The sequence below is a fragment of the Streptomyces sp. NPDC014727 genome (assembly GCF_043083485.1).
Lineage (GTDB): Bacteria > Actinomycetota > Actinomycetes > Streptomycetales > Streptomycetaceae > Streptomyces.
Map to the genome: position 1 here is coordinate 250,736 of NZ_JBIBYR010000011.1, position 20,976 is coordinate 271,711.

18 protein-coding genes are annotated in these 20,976 nt (G+C 71.9%); 15 read left to right on the top strand and 3 right to left on the bottom strand.

The genetic code is table 11. The annotated features are described in order from the left end of the window. Positions 1–12 precede the first annotated feature (12 nt). Complete coding sequence (locus ACF1B9_RS19780; protein WP_391740442.1) at positions 13–921, top strand: hypothetical protein; 909 nt, start codon at positions 13–15, stop codon at positions 919–921. Beyond that, entirely contained in the window at positions 918–2,111 is a 1,194-nt protein-coding gene (gene mycP / locus ACF1B9_RS19785) for a type VII secretion-associated serine protease mycosin (protein ID WP_391740271.1), read from the top strand. The genes ACF1B9_RS19780 and mycP overlap by 4 nt, the downstream gene beginning before the upstream one ends. 21 nt (positions 2,112–2,132) lie before the next feature. On the opposite strand, the gene ACF1B9_RS19790 is transcribed toward mycP, so the two are convergent. Further along, positions 2,133–3,044, bottom strand: a complete 912-nt coding sequence (locus ACF1B9_RS19790; RefSeq protein WP_391740270.1) for a serine hydrolase — start codon at positions 3,042–3,044, stop codon at positions 2,133–2,135. Between the two features lie 132 nt (positions 3,045–3,176). On the opposite strand from ACF1B9_RS19790, the gene ACF1B9_RS19795 reads away from it, so the two are divergent. Continuing rightward, on the top strand, positions 3,177–3,905 hold the full coding sequence (locus ACF1B9_RS19795; protein ID WP_391740269.1) for an SseB family protein: 729 nt from the start codon (positions 3,177–3,179) through the stop codon (positions 3,903–3,905). A gap of 188 nt (positions 3,906–4,093) precedes the next feature. Here the strand turns inward: ACF1B9_RS19795 and ACF1B9_RS19800 are convergent, their stop codons facing one another. After that, complete coding sequence (locus ACF1B9_RS19800; protein WP_093896122.1) at positions 4,094–4,456, bottom strand: DUF1844 domain-containing protein; 363 nt, start codon at positions 4,454–4,456, stop codon at positions 4,094–4,096. A gap of 344 nt (positions 4,457–4,800) precedes the next feature. On the opposite strand from ACF1B9_RS19800, the gene infC reads away from it, so the two are divergent. The 4 genes from infC to ACF1B9_RS19820 all read left to right on the top strand — a co-directional run bounded on the left by infC (position 4,801) and on the right by ACF1B9_RS19820 (position 7,281). Then, positions 4,801–5,496, top strand: coding sequence for a translation initiation factor IF-3 (infC, locus tag ACF1B9_RS19805; protein ID WP_391740268.1), 696 nt, complete (start codon positions 4,801–4,803; stop codon positions 5,494–5,496). 121 nt (positions 5,497–5,617) lie between these two features. Continuing rightward, positions 5,618–5,812, top strand: coding sequence for a 50S ribosomal protein L35 (gene rpmI / locus ACF1B9_RS19810; RefSeq protein ID WP_114243588.1), 195 nt, complete (start codon positions 5,618–5,620; stop codon positions 5,810–5,812). A gap of 108 nt (positions 5,813–5,920) precedes the next feature. After that, positions 5,921–6,304 carry a 50S ribosomal protein L20 gene (gene rplT, locus ACF1B9_RS19815; protein WP_018103794.1) on the top strand — a complete coding sequence of 128 codons (384 nt, stop codon included), beginning with the start codon at positions 5,921–5,923 and terminating at the stop codon, positions 6,302–6,304. Positions 6,305–6,447: 143 nt separating this feature from the next. Then, complete coding sequence (locus tag ACF1B9_RS19820; protein WP_391740267.1) at positions 6,448–7,281, top strand: TrmH family RNA methyltransferase; 834 nt, start codon at positions 6,448–6,450, stop codon at positions 7,279–7,281. A gap of 98 nt (positions 7,282–7,379) precedes the next feature. Here ACF1B9_RS19820 and ACF1B9_RS19825 read toward each other — a convergent pair whose 3' ends face one another. Next, a complete protein-coding gene (locus tag ACF1B9_RS19825; RefSeq protein WP_391740266.1) occupies positions 7,380–8,567 on the bottom strand; it encodes a PucR family transcriptional regulator in 1,188 nt (395 codons plus the stop codon). Between the two features lie 122 nt (positions 8,568–8,689). Between ACF1B9_RS19825 and ureA the strand changes: the two genes are divergently transcribed. The 8 genes from ureA (at position 8,690) to ACF1B9_RS19865 (ending at position 20,918) form a co-directional block, all read left to right on the top strand. After that, entirely contained in the window at positions 8,690–9,301 is a 612-nt protein-coding gene (gene ureA, locus ACF1B9_RS19830; RefSeq protein ID WP_391740265.1) for an urease subunit gamma, read from the top strand. Continuing rightward, the gene (locus ACF1B9_RS19835; RefSeq protein WP_391740264.1) at positions 9,298–10,983 is read left to right on the top strand and encodes an urease subunit alpha; all 1,686 of its coding nucleotides are present in this window, start codon (positions 9,298–9,300) and stop codon (positions 10,981–10,983) included. Before ureA ends, ACF1B9_RS19835 begins: the two co-directional genes overlap by 4 nt. Positions 10,984–11,017: 34 nt before the next feature. Then, positions 11,018–12,760: an amidohydrolase gene (locus ACF1B9_RS19840; protein WP_391740263.1), complete on the top strand. Its 1,743-nt coding sequence runs from the start codon at positions 11,018–11,020 to the stop codon at positions 12,758–12,760. Continuing rightward, on the top strand, positions 12,757–14,079 hold the full coding sequence (locus ACF1B9_RS19845) for an MFS transporter (RefSeq protein WP_391740262.1): 1,323 nt from the start codon (positions 12,757–12,759) through the stop codon (positions 14,077–14,079). Before ACF1B9_RS19840 ends, ACF1B9_RS19845 begins: the two co-directional genes overlap by 4 nt. Positions 14,080–14,217: 138 nt before the next feature. Further along, positions 14,218–15,381 carry an ATP-binding protein gene (locus ACF1B9_RS19850; RefSeq protein WP_391740261.1) on the top strand — a complete coding sequence of 388 codons (1,164 nt, stop codon included), beginning with the start codon at positions 14,218–14,220 and terminating at the stop codon, positions 15,379–15,381. A gap of 197 nt (positions 15,382–15,578) precedes the next feature. After that, entirely contained in the window at positions 15,579–16,706 is a 1,128-nt protein-coding gene (gene pheS, locus ACF1B9_RS19855; protein WP_391740260.1) for a phenylalanine--tRNA ligase subunit alpha, read from the top strand. After that, entirely contained in the window at positions 16,706–19,219 is a 2,514-nt protein-coding gene (pheT, locus tag ACF1B9_RS19860) for a phenylalanine--tRNA ligase subunit beta (protein ID WP_391740259.1), read from the top strand. Before pheS ends, pheT begins: the two co-directional genes overlap by 1 nt. A 349-nt stretch (positions 19,220–19,568) precedes the next feature. Next, positions 19,569–20,918 carry a transcriptional regulator gene (locus tag ACF1B9_RS19865; RefSeq protein ID WP_391740258.1) on the top strand — a complete coding sequence of 450 codons (1,350 nt, stop codon included), beginning with the start codon at positions 19,569–19,571 and terminating at the stop codon, positions 20,916–20,918. The last annotated feature ends 58 nt before the right edge of the window (positions 20,919–20,976 follow it).

The window sequence follows — 20,976 nt, forward strand, 5'->3', positions numbered from 1 at the left end:
CCCGTCGGTGCCGTGGACCTCACCCCGCCCCCGGGTGCGGGGGCACCACCGACCGGGCCGACGCACCTCCCGCACGCGTACCAGCAGCCTCGGCAGCACCCGTACGGCCACCCGCCGCCCGAGACCCCCGTCGAGACCACGACCCGGCTGCGCCCGATCCGTACCCGCCACCCCCTCAGGACCGCGACCGCCGCCGCCTGTGTGGTGCTCGGGCTCGGACTGATCGGCGGCGCGGCCACCGGCGCCTGGCTGACCAGTGATTCCTCGGCCGACCCCGCCGCCCACAGCGCCTACACCGTGGGCCGCTCGGCCTGGCACAGCGTCCCCGTGGACACGCTCTTCCCGCGCACGCTGGCAGGTGACGGAGCGGGGCCCGGCGGTGCCGACCGGGTCTGGACCCGCGTCGCCGTCGCCCCGGACGGCGGCTGCGCTTCGGCCCTGGACCCGCTGTTGGCCGGGACCCTCGCCCCCGTCGGGTGCGAGCGCATGCTCCGGGCCACCTACACCGACGCCACCACCAGCAGCGTCACCACGGTGGGGGTGATCTTCACCGAGGGGGACACCGAGGCCATGAGGGCGCTGAGCACCCGCTTCACCGACCAGCACCTCGACCGGCGCGCGGATCTGATGCCCCGTGCGTACCCCGTCGAGGACACGGTCGCCGCCGGATTCGGCGACCGGCAGCGTGCCAGCTGGACCATCCACGTACTGACCGAGGTCCCCGTCGTCGTGTTCGCCGTCTCCGGATTCGCCGACGGCCGCACGGTCCCCGATCCGCAGCCCGCCGCCGGGGCCATGGCCGCGAACGCCACCACGGCCGCCGCCCAGGCCGGACTCGGTCACGAGGCCAAGGGAATCGCCGACCGGATCGAGCGCGGCCTGCGCCGGACCGTCACCGACCTCACGGAGCAGCCGGAATGAGCCGCCGCACGCGCCGCCGCGTCCTGGGCGCCGTCTGTGCCGCCACCACGTTCGCGCTCCTGCCCGCGGTGCCGGCCAGGGCCGATGCCATCCGGGACCAGCAGTGGGGCCTTCAGGCACTCCACACCGATCAGGCCTGGCGGACCACCAAGGGCCGGGGAATCACCGTCGCCGTCGTCGACACCGGGGTCGACGGCAGCCTTGCCGACCTGGCGGGCCAGGTGCTGCCCGGCAGGGACATGATCGGCTTCGGGGCCGGCCGGGGCGACCGCTCCTGGGCCCGGCACGGCACCGCGATGGCGGGGATCATCGCAGGTCACGGCCATGGTGACGGACACGGCGACGGCGTCCTGGGCATCGCGCCGGAGGCGAAGATCCTTCCGGTCCGGGTGATCCTCGAAGCCTCCGACCCCTCCCGCGCTAAGGCCCGGGAGTCCCGGGGCACGGCCCTCGCCGACGGCATCCGCTGGGCCGCCGACCACGGCGCCGACGTCATCAACCTCTCGCTCGGCGACGACAGCGAGTCGGCCCACCCCGAACCGGGCGAGGACGCCGCTGTCCAGTACGCGCTGAAGAAGGGTGCCGTCGTCGTCGCCTCGTCGGGCAACGGGGGCGAGAAGGGCGACCACATCTCGTACCCCGCCGCCTATCCCGGCGTGATAGCGGTCGCCGCCGTCGACCGGTACGGCACCCACGCCGCGTTCTCCACCCGCCGCTGGTACGCGACCGTCAGCGCCCCCGGAGTGGACATCGTCGTCGCCGCCCCCGACCGCCAGTACTACGTGGAGTGGGGCACCTCCGCCGCCGCCGCGTTCGTCTCGGGCGCGGTCGCGCTGGTCCGCGCCGCGCACCCGGGACTGACCCCCGCCCAGATCAAGCGCCTGCTCACGGACACGGCCCGCAGCGCCCCCGCGTCCGGCCGGGACGACGCCCGGGGATACGGCATCGTCGACCCCGCCGCGGCGATCAGGGCCGGGGCCGCGCTCCGTCCGGCCGGCCTGCGTGCCGAGTCCGCCGAGGCCGGATACCGGAAGCGGTACTTCGGCGCCGGCCCCACCCCCGAGCGCCATGACAGCGGCCCCGCGGGCTGGCTCGCCCCCGCCGCGGGCGGTCTCGGAGCGGTCCTGCTGGCACTGGCCGTGGTGCTGTGGCGAGGCAGGAGCGGCAGACCGGCCACCGTACGGCGCTGAACGCGGCACCGCCTCGCCTGTTCACCGAGCGGCGTCGAGCACATCCACCGCCGCTTTCGCCACCGACTCGACGAGCGCGATGCCCGTCTCCTTCGTCCGCTGCCCGCCCGAGAGCACCGCCACCAGATAGGTGCGGCCGTCCGCCCGCACCTGTCCGATGCTGTTGATGTCCCACAGCCCGGTCGACGTCCGGGGCATCCAGCCGTTCTTCAGGGCCCAACTGCTGCCCGCCGCCGACACCCCCCACTGCTGGTCGGCCTCGACCCGTCCCATCAGCCCCTGCAGATAAGTGCGGGAACCCTCGCTCAGCTCCGATTCCGTACCGAACACCGCTTTCAGCAAAGCCAGTTGATCCGCCGCCGTGGTCCGGGTCAGCCCCCATGCGCCCGCCGCCGTCGTCCCGGTCAGGCCCAGACGTTCATTGGCCGCGTCGAGTGCATCCGCCCCGCCGATCGCCCGCAGCAGCGCGGTGGCGGAGGCATTGTCACTCCACTCGATCATGGCGGTCGCGTAGCCGCGCTCGCCTGCGGTGAGTGCACGCTTCTCGTCCTGGGTCCTGAGCAACAGCGCCGCGAGTATGTCGACCTTGACGATGCTGGCGGTGTCGTACGCCCCGTCCCCGTAGACCGCCCGCGCCCCGCTCCCGGTGTCCAGCACCGCGACGGACACCTCCACGTCACCCACGTCGGTCAGCAGCGGCTCCACCGCCGCGGCCAGCGCCGCGTCGAGATCCACCGTCGGCTCCTCACTCGTCGTTGCCGCGGCCGGGGTGCTCCCGGCGGCCGGTACGGACGATACGGACGCCGAGGCGCGGGGAGCGTGATCCGACGACCGGCCGGCCAGACAGATGCCACCCGCGGCCGAACCCGCCAGCAGAAGAACGGCCGTCACGGCTGCGGACAGGGCGGAGCTGCGGAATCTACTTCGGGACATGCCCCGGACGTTAGGAACGGCACCTGGGAACCGGCTGAGTCCGACCTGTTGCCACGGCAAGAAACCCCCGGTTGCCAGGGTAAGAAACCCCCGGTTGCCACGCCAGGAATCCCCACGCACTACGCTCGCCCTGTGGCGCAGAAGAACATTCCGGACCCCGGTTACTCCGACGACGACGGCACGGCTGATCCGGCCCTGAGCGCGGCGCTGGCCGCGTGGGCCGAGGACCGGAAGGCCGTCGGCCCGGTCCTCGAAGCACTCAAGGGCACCCGGCTCCTGGTCCCCGTCGTCGCCGTGCTCGGGGAAGTGGAGGAGGACGAGAACGGGCTGCGTCGCGAGAAGACCAGCGACATGGCCGTCCCCACCCTTCAGGCGGGAGACCGCCGGGCCCTGCCCGCCTTCACCTCGACCGACTCGCTGGCCCGCTGGGATCCGCAGGCCCGTCCCGTCGCCGTGCCCCTGCACCAGGCACTGCAGGCCGCCGCGCACGAGAAGGCGGACACGGTCGTCCTCGATCTCGCCGGCCCGGTGGCCTTCGAGCTGACCGGTTCCGCCCTGCTCGCCCTCGCCGAGGGCCGCACCAGCGCCGATCCGCTGGACGACCCCGCGGTCACCTCGGCGGTGCGGCAGGCGGTCGCCGCGGAACCCGCGGTGCTCCGCGCCCACCTCGGTCCCGGGCGGGCGGACGGCACCCTCGCGCTCGTGCTCGCACCCGACGCGGACCCCGCCGACGCCGCCCGGCGGGTCGCGGAACGGCTGGCGGCCGATGAGGTCCTGCGCGCGCGCCTCGTGCGCGGCCTGGACCTGGCGCTGCTCCCGGCCGATGCGGCCGCGCCCGGTGAGGCCCTGTTCACGCGCTGACGGCCCGGTCCGTCCTGCGCGTACGGATACACGCGTCGACCGGTGTACGGACGGCGGTCTCCTGCCGGAGGGCTCTTCGGCCCCGGCAGGTGCCGGGGCCGAGGACGACGACGGCCGTGGACCCGGGCCCGGGACGGGCAGGGGCCCACGGCCGTGGAACGTCGTGGAGCAGTACGGACGAGCGGGGCTCAGCCGAAGACGGGACCCGTGTACTTCTCCCCGGGACCCTGGCCGGGCTCGTCCGGAACGAGCGACGCCTCGCGGAACGCGAGCTGCAGGGACTTCAGGCCGTCACGCAGCGGAGCCGCGTGGAACGAGCTGATCTCGGTGGTGCTGGCGTCCAGCAGGCCGGCCAGCGCGTGCACCAGCTTGCGGGCCTCGTCGAGGTCCTTGTGCTCGTCGCCGTCCTCGGTCAGTCCGAGCTTCACGGCCGCGGCGCTCATCAGATTGACCGCGACCGTCACGATCACCTCGACCGCGGGCACCTCCGCGATGTCGCGGGCCATGTCGTCGAAGCCGGGGGAATCGGTGGTGGGGGTCGCGTCACTCATGAGCCATACGATAGGCCCCCTGCGGCGCCTCCCTGTCTGCGGGAGCCGCGAGCGGTAGCCGGTTAGCGCCCGCCCGGGGGAGCTGCTAACCTTGTGTAACGACCGGCTGGGCAGCTATGTGCCCGGCCCACAAGTGGAGGCTCCGATCTCCCACCTGGCTGTCCTTGTCGGACAGCGGGTCACCGGTCAGGTGGCGCCCATCGTTCCGTACGGACGATGGAGCCACCCGATGCGCCCCGCGGTTGACCGCGGCGGTGTTCCGGTTGTTCCAGGAGCCCCGCCTGTGTCCCGTCCGGGGCATTTTTCTTGGCCTGGTGCGGTTGGTCTGACGAAACAGACGTTACGTGGCTGTCCGCCAGACGGCCGCGTGGTGCTACCGAGGAGGATCCATCAGCGCCGAGCCCCGCATCAACGACCGGATTCGCGTGCCCGAGGTGCGACTTGTCGGTCCCAGCGGCGAGCAGGTCGGGATTGTTCCGCTTGCCAAGGCCCTGGAACTCGCACAGGAGTACGACCTCGACCTGGTCGAGGTGGCGGCGACCGCCCGTCCGCCCGTGTGCAAGCTCATGGACTACGGGAAGTTCAAGTACGAGTCGGCCATGAAGGCCCGTGAGGCGCGCAAGAACCAGGCGCACACGGTCATCAAGGAGATGAAGCTCCGGCCGAAGATCGACCCGCACGACTATGACACCAAGAAGGGTCACGTCGTCCGGTTCCTCAAGCAGGGCGACAAGGTCAAGATCACGATCATGTTCCGTGGTCGTGAGCAGTCCCGCCCTGAACTGGGCTTCCGACTGCTCCAGCGTCTCGCTTCGGACGTGGAGGAACTCGGCTTCATCGAGTCCAACCCGAAGCAGGACGGCCGGAACATGATCATGGTTCTGGGCCCGCACAAGAAGAAGACCGAAGCCATGGCCGAGGCCCGCGAGGCCCAGGCCGCCCGCAAGGCGGGGCGTCAGGGATCCACCCCGGACGCCGAGGCCGCGGGTGAGGCTGCCCCGCAGCCCGAGGCTTCGGCCGAGACACCTTCCGAGGCGTGACCTCAGGGGGCCGCCATCCAGGCGGCCCCGGGTCCCCCCGGAATTCCCACCAAGATCTGACGCCCCTGCTGTCCGGTGCCCGCACCGAGAGGGGCGCCACTGACGAGGAGAGAACGGCGCGATGCCGAAGAACAAGACGCACAGCGGTGCCAGCAAGCGCTTCAAGATCACCGGCTCCGGCAAGGTGCTCCGTGAGCGCGCCGGCAAGCGCCACCTTCTTGAGCACAAGTCGTCCAAGAAGACCCGCTCGCTGACCGGCACGGTCGAGCTGGCCCCGGCCGACGCCAAGAAGGTCAAGAAGCTTCTCGGCAAGTGAGGCCGAAGCCTCCGGTGAATCCGGGGGCGGCGACCTCGACCAGACCGGGACCAATTCGTTTCCGGGCCGTGTGAGTCCAACCACGGCCCCGCTACAAGGAGTTAAAAAGTGGCACGCGTCAAGCGGGCAGTAAACGCTCACAAGAAGCGCCGGGCAATCCTCGAGCAGGCCAGCGGTTACCGGGGCCAGCGCTCCCGCCTGTACCGCAAGGCGAAGGAGCAGGTCACCCACTCCCTCGTCTACAACTACAACGACCGCAAGAAGCGCAAGGGCGACTTCCGTCAGCTGTGGATCCAGCGCATCAACGCCGCTGCCCGCCAGAACGGCATGACGTACAACCGCCTCATCCAGGGTCTGAAGGCCGCCAACATCGAGGTGGACCGCAAGATCCTGGCCGAGCTCGCGGTCAACGACGCCAACGCGTTCGCCGCCCTCGTCGAGGTCGCCCAGAAGGCCCTCCCGAGCGACGTCAACGCCCCGAAGGCCGCCTGATCCAGGTCGCACTTCTTGGCTTCTGAGCCGGACCCGCAGGCGCTCGTCGTCTGCGGGTCCGGTGCGTTGCAGGACGTGTTCCGTACGTCCGTCACCTCCGTACCCGTCACCACCCCCGTACGCAGAGAGGCTCGCCGCCGACCATGGGCACCCCCGAACTGATCTCCCCGCGATCGCCGCGCGTCACCGCCGCCCGGCGGCTGGCCAAGCGCAATTTCCGCGGCAAGGAGCGCAGGTTCATCGCCGAGGGGCCGCAGGCCGTGCGCGAGGCCGCCGAGCACCGCGGCGACGACGGCCGGGCGACGCTGATCGAGCTGTTCGCCACCGTCGAGGCGGCCGAGCGGTACGCCGACATCGTCGAAGCCGCCCACGCGGCCGGTGCCCGGGTGCACCTGGCGGACACGGATGTGCTCGCCGATGTGTCGCAGACCGTCACCCCGCAGGGCCTGATCGGTGTCTGCCACTTCCTCGACTCGCCGTTCGAGGCCATCCTCGCCGCGAAGCCGAAACTGGTCGCCGTCCTCGCCCACGTACGCGATCCCGGGAACGCCGGTACGGTGCTGCGCTGCGCCGACGCCGCGGGAGCCGACGCCGTCGTGCTCACGGACGCCTCGGTCGATCTCTACAACCCCAAGTCCGTCCGGGCCTCGGTCGGCTCGCTCTTCCATCTGCCGGTCGCCGTCGGCGTCCCGGTCGAGCAGGCCGTCCAGGGGCTGCGGGAGGCGGGCGTCCGGATCCTCGCCGCCGACGGTGCGGGTGACGACGACCTCGACGACGAGCTCGACGCGGGGACCATGGGCGGGCCGACCGCCTGGGTCTTCGGCAACGAGGCCTGGGGCCTGCCGGAGGAGACCCGGGAGCTGGCCGACGCCGTGGTACGGGTGCCGATCCACGGCAAGGCGGAGAGCCTCAATCTGGCGACGGCGGCGGCCGTCTGTCTGTACGCCTCCGCACGCGCCCAGCGCCCGCGCGGTTAGGGCCTCTCGTCGGATCACACCGGGGCCGTCCGGCCCGCCCGTTCACGATCCCTCGGCCGAGTCCTGCATGACTCGTCCACAGCCTCCCGGGACACCCCTCAGTCCGCGGCCGCGGTCCTGGCTCGCAGGGCCACCGCGACCAGTGCCGCGTCGTCGGGGCGGCGGACGTCTCGGCCGGTCAGCTCGTGGAAGCGGGCGAAGCGGTGCTGAACCGTGTTGCGGTGGCAGTACAGCGCTGCCGCGGTGTCCGCGATGGAGCCGCTGCCGCGCAGATGCTCGGTGACGGTCTCCAGCAGGCGCGCCGCCTCCGAGGCCGACACCTCGGGAGCGTCGAGACCGCCCAGGACGTCGGCGGCCAGATCCGTGCCGAAGTCCCCCGCCCGCCGCACCAGCACATCCAGCCAGCTGTCCTCCAGCAGCCTCGGTGAACGGGCGCCCGGCGGCAGCATCTGCGCCGTCGCGATGGCCAGCACGGCCGCTCTGGGGACCGCCGCGAGTCCGCTCGTCTGCGGCGAGACACCGCACGGCGTGGACGCGAGCCGGACCAGCACCGACTGCCACGTGGTGCGCCGGCCCAGTTCCACCACCAGCACCGCGTCCCCGCCGACCGCCTGGTACTGCACCGGAGCACCCGCCGCGCGCAGCGCCGTCGCGGCCAGGTGCAGCCCCGAACCCTCCGCTGCCGGCGCCGCCGCGCACAGAAAGGTGCCCGCGCCGTCGAAACCGAGGGCCAACGCCGCGTTCCGTACCACCGTGGGGTTGTGGCCCTCGCTCTCCAGCAGCCGGGAGAACCACATCCGCCGCTCGTCCTCCTGGCGTCGGCCCATCTCCAGAACCGTGCGCTGATACGCCGTCATGATGCCTGTGACATGGGACTCGACGGCCTCCCACACGTGGTAGGCGGACGTCACCAGCTCCGCCATGTCGGACTCGTCCGCCCGCTGGACCAAGGCCGCCCACACCACCCGGAAGTCCAGCCGGGCGGCTTCCAGCAGCGAGTCCAGCGGGACACCCTGGCGGGCCCGCTGCTCACCCACGCGCTGCGACACCCCCGCGATGTGCGCGGGCACCGGCAGCTGCGCCACCGTCCGCAGCAGCAGCTCGAACGCCTGCCAGGCGGAGCTGCGGAAATCGGCGTCCGGCACCCGGTCCGCATAGGCGCTGCGGACCGGGTTGATCATCTCCATCCACTGGCCGATCAGCCCGTCGATGTTGTCCAGACACTGGCCCGCGAGCTCCGCGATCCGACGGGACGGGGCTGGGAATTCGGAAACCGGGGTGTGCATATGACCAATGTAAGGGGCTGTACGGGTGATGTTTCGACGTTGGATTTGTGCTCGTTGCCCTCGAAGCTGAGGCAACCCGGAAACCCCTTCCGGGACCCGCCGCATTCAGGGAGGTCCTGGCAGTGCATCTGACGCCTCGCGAGCAGGAGCGTCTCCAGCTGTTCACCGTCGCCGAACTGGCCCGCCGTCGCAGGGCGCGCGGCAGGCGGCTGAACACGCCGGAGGCCATCGCCCTGATCTGCGACGAGGTGCTGGAAGCCGCCTGGGACGGGCTCGGTCTGGACGAGGTGATCGAGGTGGGCCGCTCCGTGCTCACCGAGGCCGAGGTGATGGACGGCGTGGCCGACATCGTCACCACCGTGCAGGTCGAGGCGCTCTTCCCCAGCGGCACCGCCCTCGTCGCCGTCGACCGGCCGATCGGCCCGGGGAGCCCGGACACCGCGCCGGGTGCCGTCAGGACCGCCCCCGACCCGGTGCGGATCAACGAGGGGCGCCCACGCACCGTCCTCACCCTCCGCAACACCGGCGACCGCACGGTGTTCATCTCCTCGCACTATCCGCTGCACGAGGTGAACGAGGCCCTGGAGCTGGACCGGGAAGCGGCTCGGGGGCTGCGGCTGGACATCGCCGCCGGCACCGCGCTGGCCTTCGAACCGGGGGAGTCCCGGGAGGTCTCGCTGATCCCCCTCTCCCGCCACCCGCAGCACGCCCAGTCCGAGGAGCCGCGCGCATGACCAGCATCGACCGCCGTACGTACAACGCCCTGTACGGGCCGACCACCGGTGACCGCATCCGGCTCGGCGACACCTCCCTCTGGGTCGAGGTGGAGGCCGACGACGGCACCCCCGGCGACGAACTGCTCGGCGGCTGCGGCAAGACCGTACGCGACGGACTGCTCGCCTCCCCGCGCTCCGACCGGGACTCCGCCCTGGACATGGTGGTGGCCGGAGTCGTCCTCATGGACCCGGTTCTCGGCGTACGCAAGACCGACATCGGCATCAAGGACGGCCGGATCGTCTCCGTCGGCGGCGTCGGCAACCCGGACGTGATGCCGGTCGAGTACGCCATCGACTCGCACACCTCGGTCGTCCCCGGCGAGGGACTGATCGCCACCCCCGGGATCGTGGACAGCCATGTCCATCTCTCCTCGCCCGACGTGGCGCCCGCGGCGCTCGCGGCCGGAGTCACCACGCTCGTCGGCATGGGTCTCGGCGGTGTCTGGGAGATCGGCTGCAATCCGGCCCACAATCTGCACACCCTGATGAGCTCCTGGCAGGGCACCCCGCTCAACATCGCCTTCCTGGCGCGCGGTTCGTCCAGCTCGCGCACCCTGCTCGACGAGTCCGTGCTCGCCGGGGCCGGCGGCTTCAAGATCCATGAGGACTTCGGGGCCACCCCGCGCATCATCGACAACTGCCTCGACACCGCCGAGGCCGCCGATCTGCCGGTCGCCCTGCACACCGACTCCATGAACGAGTCCGGCTATCTGCGCGACACCATCGGCTCCACCCGGGGCCGGACCGTGCACGCGTACCACGTGGAGGGTGGCGGGGGGCACCCCGATCTGCTGGAGATCCTCTCCGAGCCGAACATCCTGCCGTCCTCCACCACGCCGACCATCCCGTACACCCCGAACACCGTCGGGGAGCTCTTCCCGATGACGATGACCGTGCACCGGCAGAACCACCACTGCGCCAGCGACATCGAGATCTCCAAGGGCCGTATCCGCGCCCACGCCATCGCCGCCGAGAACGCCCTGCACGACCTCGGTGCGATCTCCATCGTCAATTCCGACTCCATGGGTATGGGCCGCATAGCCGAGACCGTCCGCCGCACCTGGCAGCTCGCCCATCTCCAGGCCCTGGCGGCCGGCGAGGGCGGCGTGGAGCACCGCGCCAACGAGCGGGCCCTGCGCTATCTCGCCAAGATCACGCTCAACCCGGCGATCGCCCACGGCCTCGCGCACGAGGTCGGCACCGCCCAGGCGGGGCGCCTCGCGGACCTGGCGCTCTGGCACCCGGCGTACTTCGGGTCGAAGCCGGAGCTGGTCATCAAGGCCGGATTCGTGGCCTGGGGCAACACGGGGTCCGGCTCGGGATCGACCCGGCTGACCCAGCCCCGTACGTATCGGCCCTACTTCGGCGCCCTCGGCCAGGCGCCCGCACGGCTCTCCCGGATCTTCGTCGCCGAGGCCGCGCTGGCGGACCGGGCCGCCCGCGCGGCGTTGCCCAAGGGACTCAGCTACGCGCCGATCCGCGGCTCCCGCGGCCTCACCCGCGCGGACATGCTCCACAACACCGCGACCCCGCACGTCCTGGTGCCCCGCGAACCGGCACCCGTCCTGGTCGACGGCGTCCCCACCGGAACCCCCGCCGCCGACGCCGTGCCGCTCGCCCAGCTGCACCACCTCGCCTGAGCCCGAAAGCCTCGAACCCGAAAGACCCCCGCCCGTGAAACTCGATCTGCTGGTCCGCAACGCGAACATCCTGACCCTCGACGACGCCCGGCCCACCGCCCGCACCCTCGGCGTCCTGCACGGCCGCATCGTCGGGCTCGACGAGGAGGTCGAGCACCTCCCCGCCGCACGGATCCTCGACGCGGGCGGCGCCACGGTCGTGCCCGGCTTCAACGACGCGCACTGCCACACCGCGTGGTTCGGCCTCACCCTCACGCAACTGGACGTCTCCGGGGCGCGGACCCTCGACGAGGTGTACGAGGCCGTGGCCGCGTACGCCGCAGGGCTGCCCCAGGACGCCTGGGTCATCGGCGCCGGACTCGACCACAACCGGACCGGCGGGCGCTACCCGCACCGCGAGGCCCTCGACCGGGCCGCGGGCGGCCGACGGGTGTGGCTGAAACACACGTCCGGCCACGCCTGCGTCGTCAACACCCCGGTATTGCGGCTCGCCGGCATCCTGGCCGACGGCTTCACCGACCCGGACGGCGGCGTCGTCTCCCGGGACGAGGACGGCCGGCCCGACGGGCTCCTGGAGGAGACCGCCCAGCGCCTCGTGCAGCGGCACGTGCTTCCGTACCCCGTGGAGACCGTCGCCGACGCCGTCGGCGCCGCCACCCGCCACTACCTCACCGAAGGCATCACCAGCTTCACCGAGGCAGGAATCGGCGGCGGCTGGATCGGCCACACCCCCGTCGAACTCGCGGCGTACCAGCTCGCCCGCGACACCGGCAGGCTCCACACCCGTGCCCAGCTGATGGCCGCCTCCGACGTCCTGCACCCGTTGGTCTCGCACGCCGACGACGGCATCGGCCTCGGACTCGACCTGGGGATGCGCACCGGCTTCGGCGACGACCGGCTCTCCCTCGGACCGGTCAAGATCTTCCTCGACGGCTCCCTGCTCGGCCGCACCGCAGCCGTCACCGAACCCTTCTGCGGCTGCCCGCACAACGAGGCGGAGGCGGCGAATCCCACCGGATACCTCCAGAACGACGCCGACACCATGACCGGGATCGTCGTCGCCGCGCACCGATCCGGCTGGACCGTCGCCGCCCACGCCATCGGCGACCGGGCCGTCGACCTCGCACTCGACGCATTCGCCCGCGCCCAGCGTGAACTCCCGCGCCCCGGCGTGCACCATCGCATCGAGCATGCCGGAGTGGTCCGCCCCGACCAGCTCGGCCGGTTCGCCGAACTGGGCGTGGTCCCCGTACCGCAGCACAACTTCCTGCCGCCGTTCGGCGATGCCATGGCCGAGTCGCTCGGTGCCCGGCGCACCGCCTGGTCCTATCGGCTGCGCTCGCTGCTCGACCTCGGGCTGCCGGTACCCGGCAGCTCCGACCGGCCCGTCGCCCCCGGCGCCCCGCTGCCCGCCATCCAGGCCATGGTCCTGCGGCGTACCGGCTCGGGCGCCGTCTACGGACCCGACGAGCGCGTCCCGGTCCTCGACGCGCTGCGCGCCTGGACCGAGGGCTCCGCCCGTGCCACCGGCTTCGGCGACCACAAGGGACGCCTCGTCCCCGGGTACCTCGCCGACCTCACGATCCTCGACGCCGACCCGCTCCGCACCGATCCCGACCGGATCGGCTCGCTCCAGGTCCTCGCGACCGTCGTCGACGGCGATCCCGTCCACGACCCGCACGGCCTCGCGGCCCAGGCCGCCACCCGCACCCCCGCACAGCCCGTTCCCCCGTCCCCTCAAGGCCACCAGGCCCTCCGTCCCCAGGAGAACGTGTGAGCTCGCCCGACATCAAGGACATCCGGCGACTGCTGATCGCCGCCTTCACCGGCACCGCTCTGGAGTGGTACGACTACTTCCTCTACGGCACCGCCGCCGCCCTGGTCTTCAACCGGCTCTTCTTCCCCGAGCTGGACCCCGCCGTGGGCACCATCGCGTCCTTCGTCACCTTCGCCGTGGGCTTCGTCGCCCGCCCCATCGGCGCGGCCGTTTTCGGCCACATCGGCGACCGGTACGGCCGCAAGGTCGCCCTGATCATCACCGTGGTGATGATGGGCGTCACCACCGGCTGCATCGGCCTGCTGCCCAGCTACGCCACCATCGGCATCTGGGCCCCCGTGCTCCTCGCACTCCTCCGCTTCCTGCAGGGCATCTCGGTCGGCGGTGAGTGGAGCGGCGCCATGCTGCTCACACTGGAGCACACCCCGAAGGAGAAGCACGGCAGCTACTCCTCGATCCCTCAGCTCGGCTCGCCCGTCGGCACCCTGATCTCGTCCGGCGCGTTCGCCCTCGTCGGGATGCTGCCCGACGACGCGTTCTACTCCTGGGGCTGGCGTCTGCCGTTCCTCGCCGCGTTCCCGCTCCTCGGCTTCGCGCTCTACATGCGGCTGCGGATCGAGGAGTCGCCGGTCTTCCACGCGATGCTCGCCGACGCCGAGAAGAACGGCCCGAAGCCCGCACCGCTCATCGAGGCGTTCCGCCGCACCTGGGGCCGCATGATCATCGGCATCGGCGCGGCCCTGCTCGGTGTCGGCGGCTTCTTCCTGATGACCACGTTCATCATTTCGTACGGCACCGACGAGCTGGGCATCGACAAGTCCGTGATGCTGAACGCCACCGTCATCGGCTCGGTCGTCGAGATCATCGTGCTCGTCGTGGCGGGGCGGATCGCCGACCGGATCGGCGCCTGGACGGTCTGTGCCATCGGCGGCCTCGTCACGATGGCCGTCGCCTTCCCGGCCTTCTGGCTCGTCGACACCGGCAAGCCCGCACTGGTCTACCTGGGAGTGGGGCTCGGGATCGGGGCGCTCTCCATCCCGTACGCCCCCATCGGCGCCGTGGTCTCCGGCATGTTCCCCGAGGCGTTCCGCTACAGCGCCGTCGCGATGTCGTACAACCTCGCGGGCGTCGTGGCCGGATTCGTACCGCTGCTCGCCACCTCGCTGACCGGCGCGGCGAACGGTGCCTCGTGGGGCGCGGCCCTGCTCCTGATGGTGATCGCGGCCTGCACGGCAGCCGGATCGTTCGCCTCCGGATCGCTCATGAGGCGGGAGCGGGCACCCCGGCCGACCGGGGACCGCGTCGAGGCCGCCGTCTGACCGACGCCGTGCCCCGTACCCCGCCCGACGGCGGACCGCGGCAGTGCGCCCCCGCAGGGTGTCGCTCCGTCACCGACGACTAGTAGGGTGACGAACTCGGGGGCCCACTGCACCGGTTCGAGAGGTGGGGTACGGGATATGGCTGTCGGCATGAGCAGGCCGCGCGACACACACACGGCCGTCGTGCGCCCCCGCGAGGGCCCCGGCCCGGCGGACGCACCGGGCGACGGACCGGACCCGGGACCCTTCGGCGTGGCCCTCGACCCCGACGACCTCCCCGACGGTCTGGTCGTCGCCGACGAGACCGGCCGGGTCATCTGTTTCAACGCCGCCGCCGCCCGGATCACCGCCGTGCCCCGGGCCGCCGCTCTGGGCCGCCCTCTGGAGCGTGCGCTGCCGCTGGAGGACCTCAAGGGCCGCCGATGGTGGGCCCTGACCGACCCGTACGGCGGACTCACCACCCGGGTCGGCCAGCCCGAGCGCAATCTGCTGCTGCCGGGCGGCCGGGAGGTCCTGGTCTCCGCACGGTACGTACGCGAGCACCCGACCGGTCCCGTACGCCGTCTGGTGGTCTCGCTGCGCGGCACCGAGGCCCGTCGCCGCAACGAACGCAGCCACGCCGAACTGATCGCGACGGTCGCCCATGAGCTGCGCTCGCCGCTGACCTCCGTCAAGGGCTTCACCGCGACCCTCCTCGCCAAGTGGGAGCGGTTCACCGACGACCAGAAGCGCCTGATGCTGGAGACCGTCGACGCCGACGCGGGCCGTGTCACCCGGCTCATCGCGGAACTGCTCGACATCTCCCGGATCGACTCCGGGAGACTGGAGCTGCGACGCCAGCCCGTGGACCTCTCCGCGGCCGTCGAACGCCACATCCAGACCCTCACCGCGAACGGCCAGACCCCGGACCGCTTCCTCGTCCGCACCTGCCAGCCGCTGCCCGTGGTCTGGGCCGATCCGGACAAGGTCGACCAGGTGCTCGGCAACCTGCTGGAAAACGCGGTGCGCCACGGCGAGGGAACCGTCACCATCGAAGTCGCACCCGCACCCGCGAAGAGCGACGAGAAGGGAACGGCCGTCACCGTGAGCGACGAAGGCCCCGGCATCCCCGAGGAATCGATGGGCCGTGTCTTCACCCGCTTCTGGCGGGGGAGCAAGCGCGGCGGTACGGGCCTGGGTCTCTATATCGTCAAGGGCATCGTCGAGGCGCACGGCGGCACGATCGCGGTCGGCCGCGGCCCCGGCGGCGGCGCCGAATTCCGATTTGTTCTGCCCGTGAGCGCGCCGGCCTACTTGAGATAAGAAGATTTGCGGAGCAATCGGGCAGGGTGGCGGTGGGCGACGGGAGGGCCTGAGCAGCCCACGGGCCTCCTACACATCCTGTGACCCGTAGACTCGACCTTTGGCACCTTTGCGTCCTCCAGCCGTCGAGCGGGGCCGCGGGGTCCGGGGTGTCCCCGGTTCAGAGCAGTATCAGCCAATCGGAAGCACGGGAAGAGATGTCGGCACCGAACAAGTCGTACGACCCAGTCGAGGTCGAGGCACTGAAACCGGAAGAGATCGAGCGCATGCGGGACGAGGCGTTCGCCGCCTTCGCCGCCGCCGGTGACCTCGACGCGCTCGCCCAGGCGAAGACCGCGCACACCGGTGGTACCTCGCCCCTCTCGCTCGCCAACCGGGAGATCGGCGCGCTGCCGCCCCAGGCCAAGGCCGAGGCGGGCAAGCGCGTGGGCCAGGCCCGCGGCGCCGTGGGCAAGGCCCTCGCCGCCCGTCAGGCGGAGCTGGAGGCCGAGCGGGACGCCCGCGTGCTGGTCGAGGAGGCCGTGGATGTCACGCTGCCCTACGACCGCACCCCGGCCGGAGCCCGCCACCCGCTGACGACCCTCATGGAGCGCGTCGCCGACGTCTTCGTGGCCATGGGCTACGAGGTCGCGGAGGGCCCCGAGGTCGAGGCGGAGTGGTTCAACTTCGACGCCCTGAACTTCGTGCCCGACCACCCGGCCCGCCAGATGCAGGACACCTTCTTCGTCCGCGGTGCCGACGGCGGCGACAACGACGAGTCCGGAGTCGTGCTGCGTACGCACACCTCGCCGGTCCAGGCCCGTACGCTGCTCGACCGCGAGCCCCCCGTCTACGTCGTCTGCCCCGGCCGCGTCTACCGCACCGACGAGCTCGACGCGACGCACACCCCGGTCTTCCACCAGATCGAGCTGCTCGCCGTCGACGAGGGCCTCACCATGGCCGACCTCAAGGGCACCCTCGACCACATGGTCCAGGCGCTCTTCGGCCCGGACATGAGGACCCGGCTCCGGCCGAACTTCTTCCCGTTCACCGAGCCGTCCGCCGAGATGGACATGGTCTGCTACGTCTGCCGCGGCGCGTCCGTCGGCAACCCGGACCGCCCCTGCCGCACCTGTGGCAGCGAGGGCTGGATCGAGCTCGGCGGCTGCGGCATGGTCAACCCCAAGGTGCTCATCGCCTGCGGTGTCGACCCCCAGAAGTACAGCGGATTCGCCTTCGGGTTCGGCATCGAACGGATGCTGATGTTCCGCCACAACGTAGAAGACATGCGAGACATGGTCGAGGGTGACGTCCGGTTCACCCGGCCGTTCGGGATGGAGATCTGATGCGCGTCCCGCTTTCCTGGCTGCGGGAGTACGTCGACCTGCCGGCGACGGAGACCGGCCGTGACGTACAGGCCGAGCTCGTCGCCGTGGGTCTGGAGGTCGAGAGGGTCGAGCAGATCGGCGCCGGTCTCAAGGGCCCGCTGGTCGTCGGACAGGTACTGACCATCGAGGAGCTGGAGGGCTTCAAGAAGCCCATCCGCTTCTGCACGGTCGACGTCGGCAACGCCAACGGCACCGGCGAGCCGCAGGAGATCGTCTGCGGAGCCCGTAACTTCTCCGTCGGCGACAAGGTCGTCGTGGTCCTCCCGGGCGCCGTCCTGCCCGGCGACTTCGCGATCGCCGCGCGCAAGACGTACGGCAAGACCTCGCACGGCATGATCTGCTCCACCGACGAGCTCGGCATGGGCGACGACGGCACGCACGGCATCATCGTGCTGCCGCCGGAGCACGAGGTCGGCACCGACGCGATCGAGCTGCTCCAGCTCGTCGACGAGGTCCTCGACATCGCCGTCACACCGGACCGCGGCTACTGCCTCTCCATGCGCGGCGTCGCCCGCGAGACCGCCATCGCGTACGGGCTGCCGCTGCGCGACCCGGCGCTCCTCGACGTGCCCGCGCCGAACGCGTTCGGCTACCCGGTCAAGATCGCCGACCCGATCGGCTGCGACAGGTTCACCGCACGCACCGTCGTCGGCCTCCAGCCCGAGGCACGCTCCCCGATCTGGCTGCAGCGCAGGCTGCAGAAGGCCGGGATGCGTCCGATCTCGCTCGCCGTCGACGTCACCAACTACGTGATGCTGGAGCTCGGCCAGCCGCTGCACGCCTACGACCGCTCCCGCCTCGACGGGCCGATCGGGGTGCGCCGCGCCCAGCAGGGCGAGAAGCTCACCACCCTCGACGGCACGGTCCGCGTCCTGGACGCCGAGGACCTGGTCATCACCGACGACCGCGGGCCGATCGGCCTCGCGGGCGTCATGGGCGGTGCCAACACCGAGATCGCGGACGTCCAGGACGGTGCGCACAGCACCACCGAGGTCGTCATCGAGGCCGCGCACTTCGATCCGATCTCGATCGCCCGGACCGCGCGCCGCCACAAGCTGTCCTCCGAGGCGTCCAAGCGCTTCGAGCGCGGCGCCGACCCGCAGGCCGCGGCCGCCGCCGCACAGCGCACCGTCGACCTCCTGGTGCTGCTCGCCGGAGGTACCGCCGAGGCCGGGGTCACCGAGGTCAGCGCCCCGTCCGCGCCCCGCACCATCACGATGCCCGCCGACCACCCCGACCGGGTGGCCGGTGTCGCCTACGGCCGCGAGACCGTCGTACGGCGTCTCCAGGAGGTCGGCTGCGACGTCTACGGTCAGGACGAGCTGCTCGTCACCGTGCCGTCCTGGCGCCCCGACCTCGGCGAACCGAACGACCTCTCCGAAGAGGTCATCCGGCTCGAAGGCTACGAGAACCTCCCGTCCACCCTCCCGACGCCGCCGTCCGGCCGCGGGCTCACCGACCGCCAGCGGCTGCACCGCAGGGTCGGCCGGGCGCTCGCCGGGGCCGGCTACGTCGAGGCGCTGAACTACCCGTTCATCGGTGACGCGGTCCTCGACCAGCTCGGAATCGACGCCGACGACGCCCGTCGCCGCACGGTCGAGCTCGTCAACCCGCTCTCCGACGAGGAGCCGGCGCTGCGCACCACGCTGCTGCCGGGCCTGCTCGGCGCGCTGCGGCGCAACGACGGCCGCGGCAGCCACGACCTCGCGCTGTTCGAGACCGGTCTGGTCTTCAGGCCGAGGGGCACCGAGAAGAGGGCCGTGCGGCTGCCGGTCGACCGACGTCCCACCGACGAGGAGATCGCCGGACTCGACGCCACGCTGCCGCGCCAGCCGCGCCGCGCCGCGGTCGTACTCGCGGGTGCCCGCGAGCAGGCCGGCTGGTGGGGCAAGGGCCGCCCGGCCGACTGGGCGGACTCCATCGAGGCCGCCCGCACCATCGCCCGCGAGGCCGGTGTCGAGGTGATCGTCCGGAACGACCAGCACGCACCGTGGCACCCGGGCCGCTGCGCCGCGCTGTATGTGACGGTGAACGGCGAGGAAACCCTGTTCGGGCACGCCGGCGAGCTGCACCCGCGTGTCATCAAGGAGCTCCACCTGCCGGAGCGCACCTGCGCCATGGAGGTCGAGCTCGACGTCCTGGAGCAGGCCGTCGACGGCGTGCTCCAGGCGCCCCGGATCTCCGCCTTCCCGGTGGCGACCCAGGACGTCGCGCTGATCGTCGCGGAGAGCGTCCCCGCCGCCGAGGTGGAGCGGGCGTTGCGCGCGGGCGCGGGTGAACTCCTCGAATCGCTGCGGCTGTTCGACGTCTTCACCGGCGAACAGACCGGTGCGGGCCGCAAGTCCCTGGCGTACGCGCTGCGCTTCCGCGCCGCGGACCGCACGCTGACCGTCGACGAGGCTACGGCTGCCCGTGACGCCGCGGTGGCGCTGGCCGCCGAACGGACGGGCGCGGTGCTGCGGGGCGCGTAGCACCGCACGTGACGCAGCGTGAATGAAGGGGCGTATCCGGAGACCGGATACGCCCCTTCCGTGCTCGCCGAGCGGCACAGAACCGCTCGTGGGCGCTCCCCGCGCCGTCCTCGCCGCCACGGAGTGCCGGGCGGGTCGACGGGGACGGACGGCGCGGGTGCGGGTCGTCGACTGTACGAGGGGGAGCAGACGACCCGGCCGCCTCTTGCGAGACGACTGATTCAACCGATCCGCGCACCGGTGCAACAGCGTGCGCAGCGGGACGGTTGGGGCATTCCGTTCACACCCCGTGTGAATCGTGCTCCACTGGTGCGACACGCCTCGGCGTGCCGAACCACCGGAGGGGCGCATGGGGGCGACAGAGCCGAACATTCTGCTGGAGGCCCTGATCGAGGAGGCGGGGATGTCCAGGGCGGGCCTCGCCGCGCACATCAACGGGGCCGGCCGCTCCCGCGGACTGTGCCTGCGGTACGAACACACCGCGGTGGCCCGCTGGTTGAAGGGACAGCGCCCGCGCGGCCAGGTGCCGGACCTGATCTGCGAAGTGCTCGGGAACCGGCTGGACAGGCCGCTTTCGCTGGACGACATCGGCATGGCGACCCCGGGTGCCGGTGCGGCCGTGCCCGCGTCCACGCTCACCGGATTCGTCGAGCGGGCCACCGCGCTGTGGCGCTCCGACGAACAGCAGCGTCCGCACCCGCTCGCCTCGGCCGCCGTCACCGGCACCGCCGCGGTGATGCCTGTCTGGGAGTGGGAGAACCCGCCCGAGGACGTCGACGTCTCCCGCGGCGGCATCACCCGTGTCGGCATGGCCGACATAGTGATGTTGCGTGCGGCCCGTGCCCACTACGAACTGATGTACCGCAGGGCCGGTGGCATCGCGACCCGGTCCCGCATCGTCGGCTTCCTCAACGCCGAGACCGCACCGCTGCTGCGGGGCGGCTACAGCGACGCGACGGGGCGCCAACTGCACCGGGCCACGGGCGGTCTGGTGGCCGTCGCGGGAATCTGCGCCTACGACTCCGACGCGCACGGGTCGGCCCAGCGCTATTTCCACCAGGCGCTGCGGCTGGCCAAGGCGAGCGGGGACCGGGCGCTGGGCGGATATGTGATCGCCCTGCTGGTCAACCAGTCGCTGTTCCTCGCCGACTACCGGCAGTCGGTGGCCTTCGCGCAGGCGGCGTTGCGGGCCGCGGGCAGGCACATCACTCCGGCGCTGGCCGCAGACCTGTACGCGATGCAGGCCAAGGCGTACGCCCGTATCGGCGACGCCGCCAGCGCCCTGGGGTGCATCCGGCGCGCCGAGGCGGAGGCCGAACGCATCCGGCCGGGCCATGAACCGGACGAGACCGGGTACGTCCAGCCGGGCCTGGTCGACGTGCAGGTGGCCGAGGCCCTGCTCAGCCTCGGCGATCTGCCGGCAGCCCGGGAGCACGCGGCGACGGCCGTGCGGACCCCGGCGCACGACCGGGGACGGGTGCACCGGCTGGCCATGCTGACCCATGTCGAGCTGCGTCAGGGCGAGGCGGACCGGGCCGCGGCCACGGCCGTGGAGATGGCGGAACGGGCCAGGGGCATGGAGTCGCAGCGGCTGCGCGACCGGCTGCGCGCGGTGCGCGAGGACCTGATCGCGAGCGGCTGCGCCGAGGCGGGGCGGGCCGCCGAACTGATCGACGGAGCGCTGCGCGTACCGCTGTGAGTACCGCCGCGCGTGCGGACTCGCGGGTACCGGTACGTTCCCCTGCGATGCCGATCCT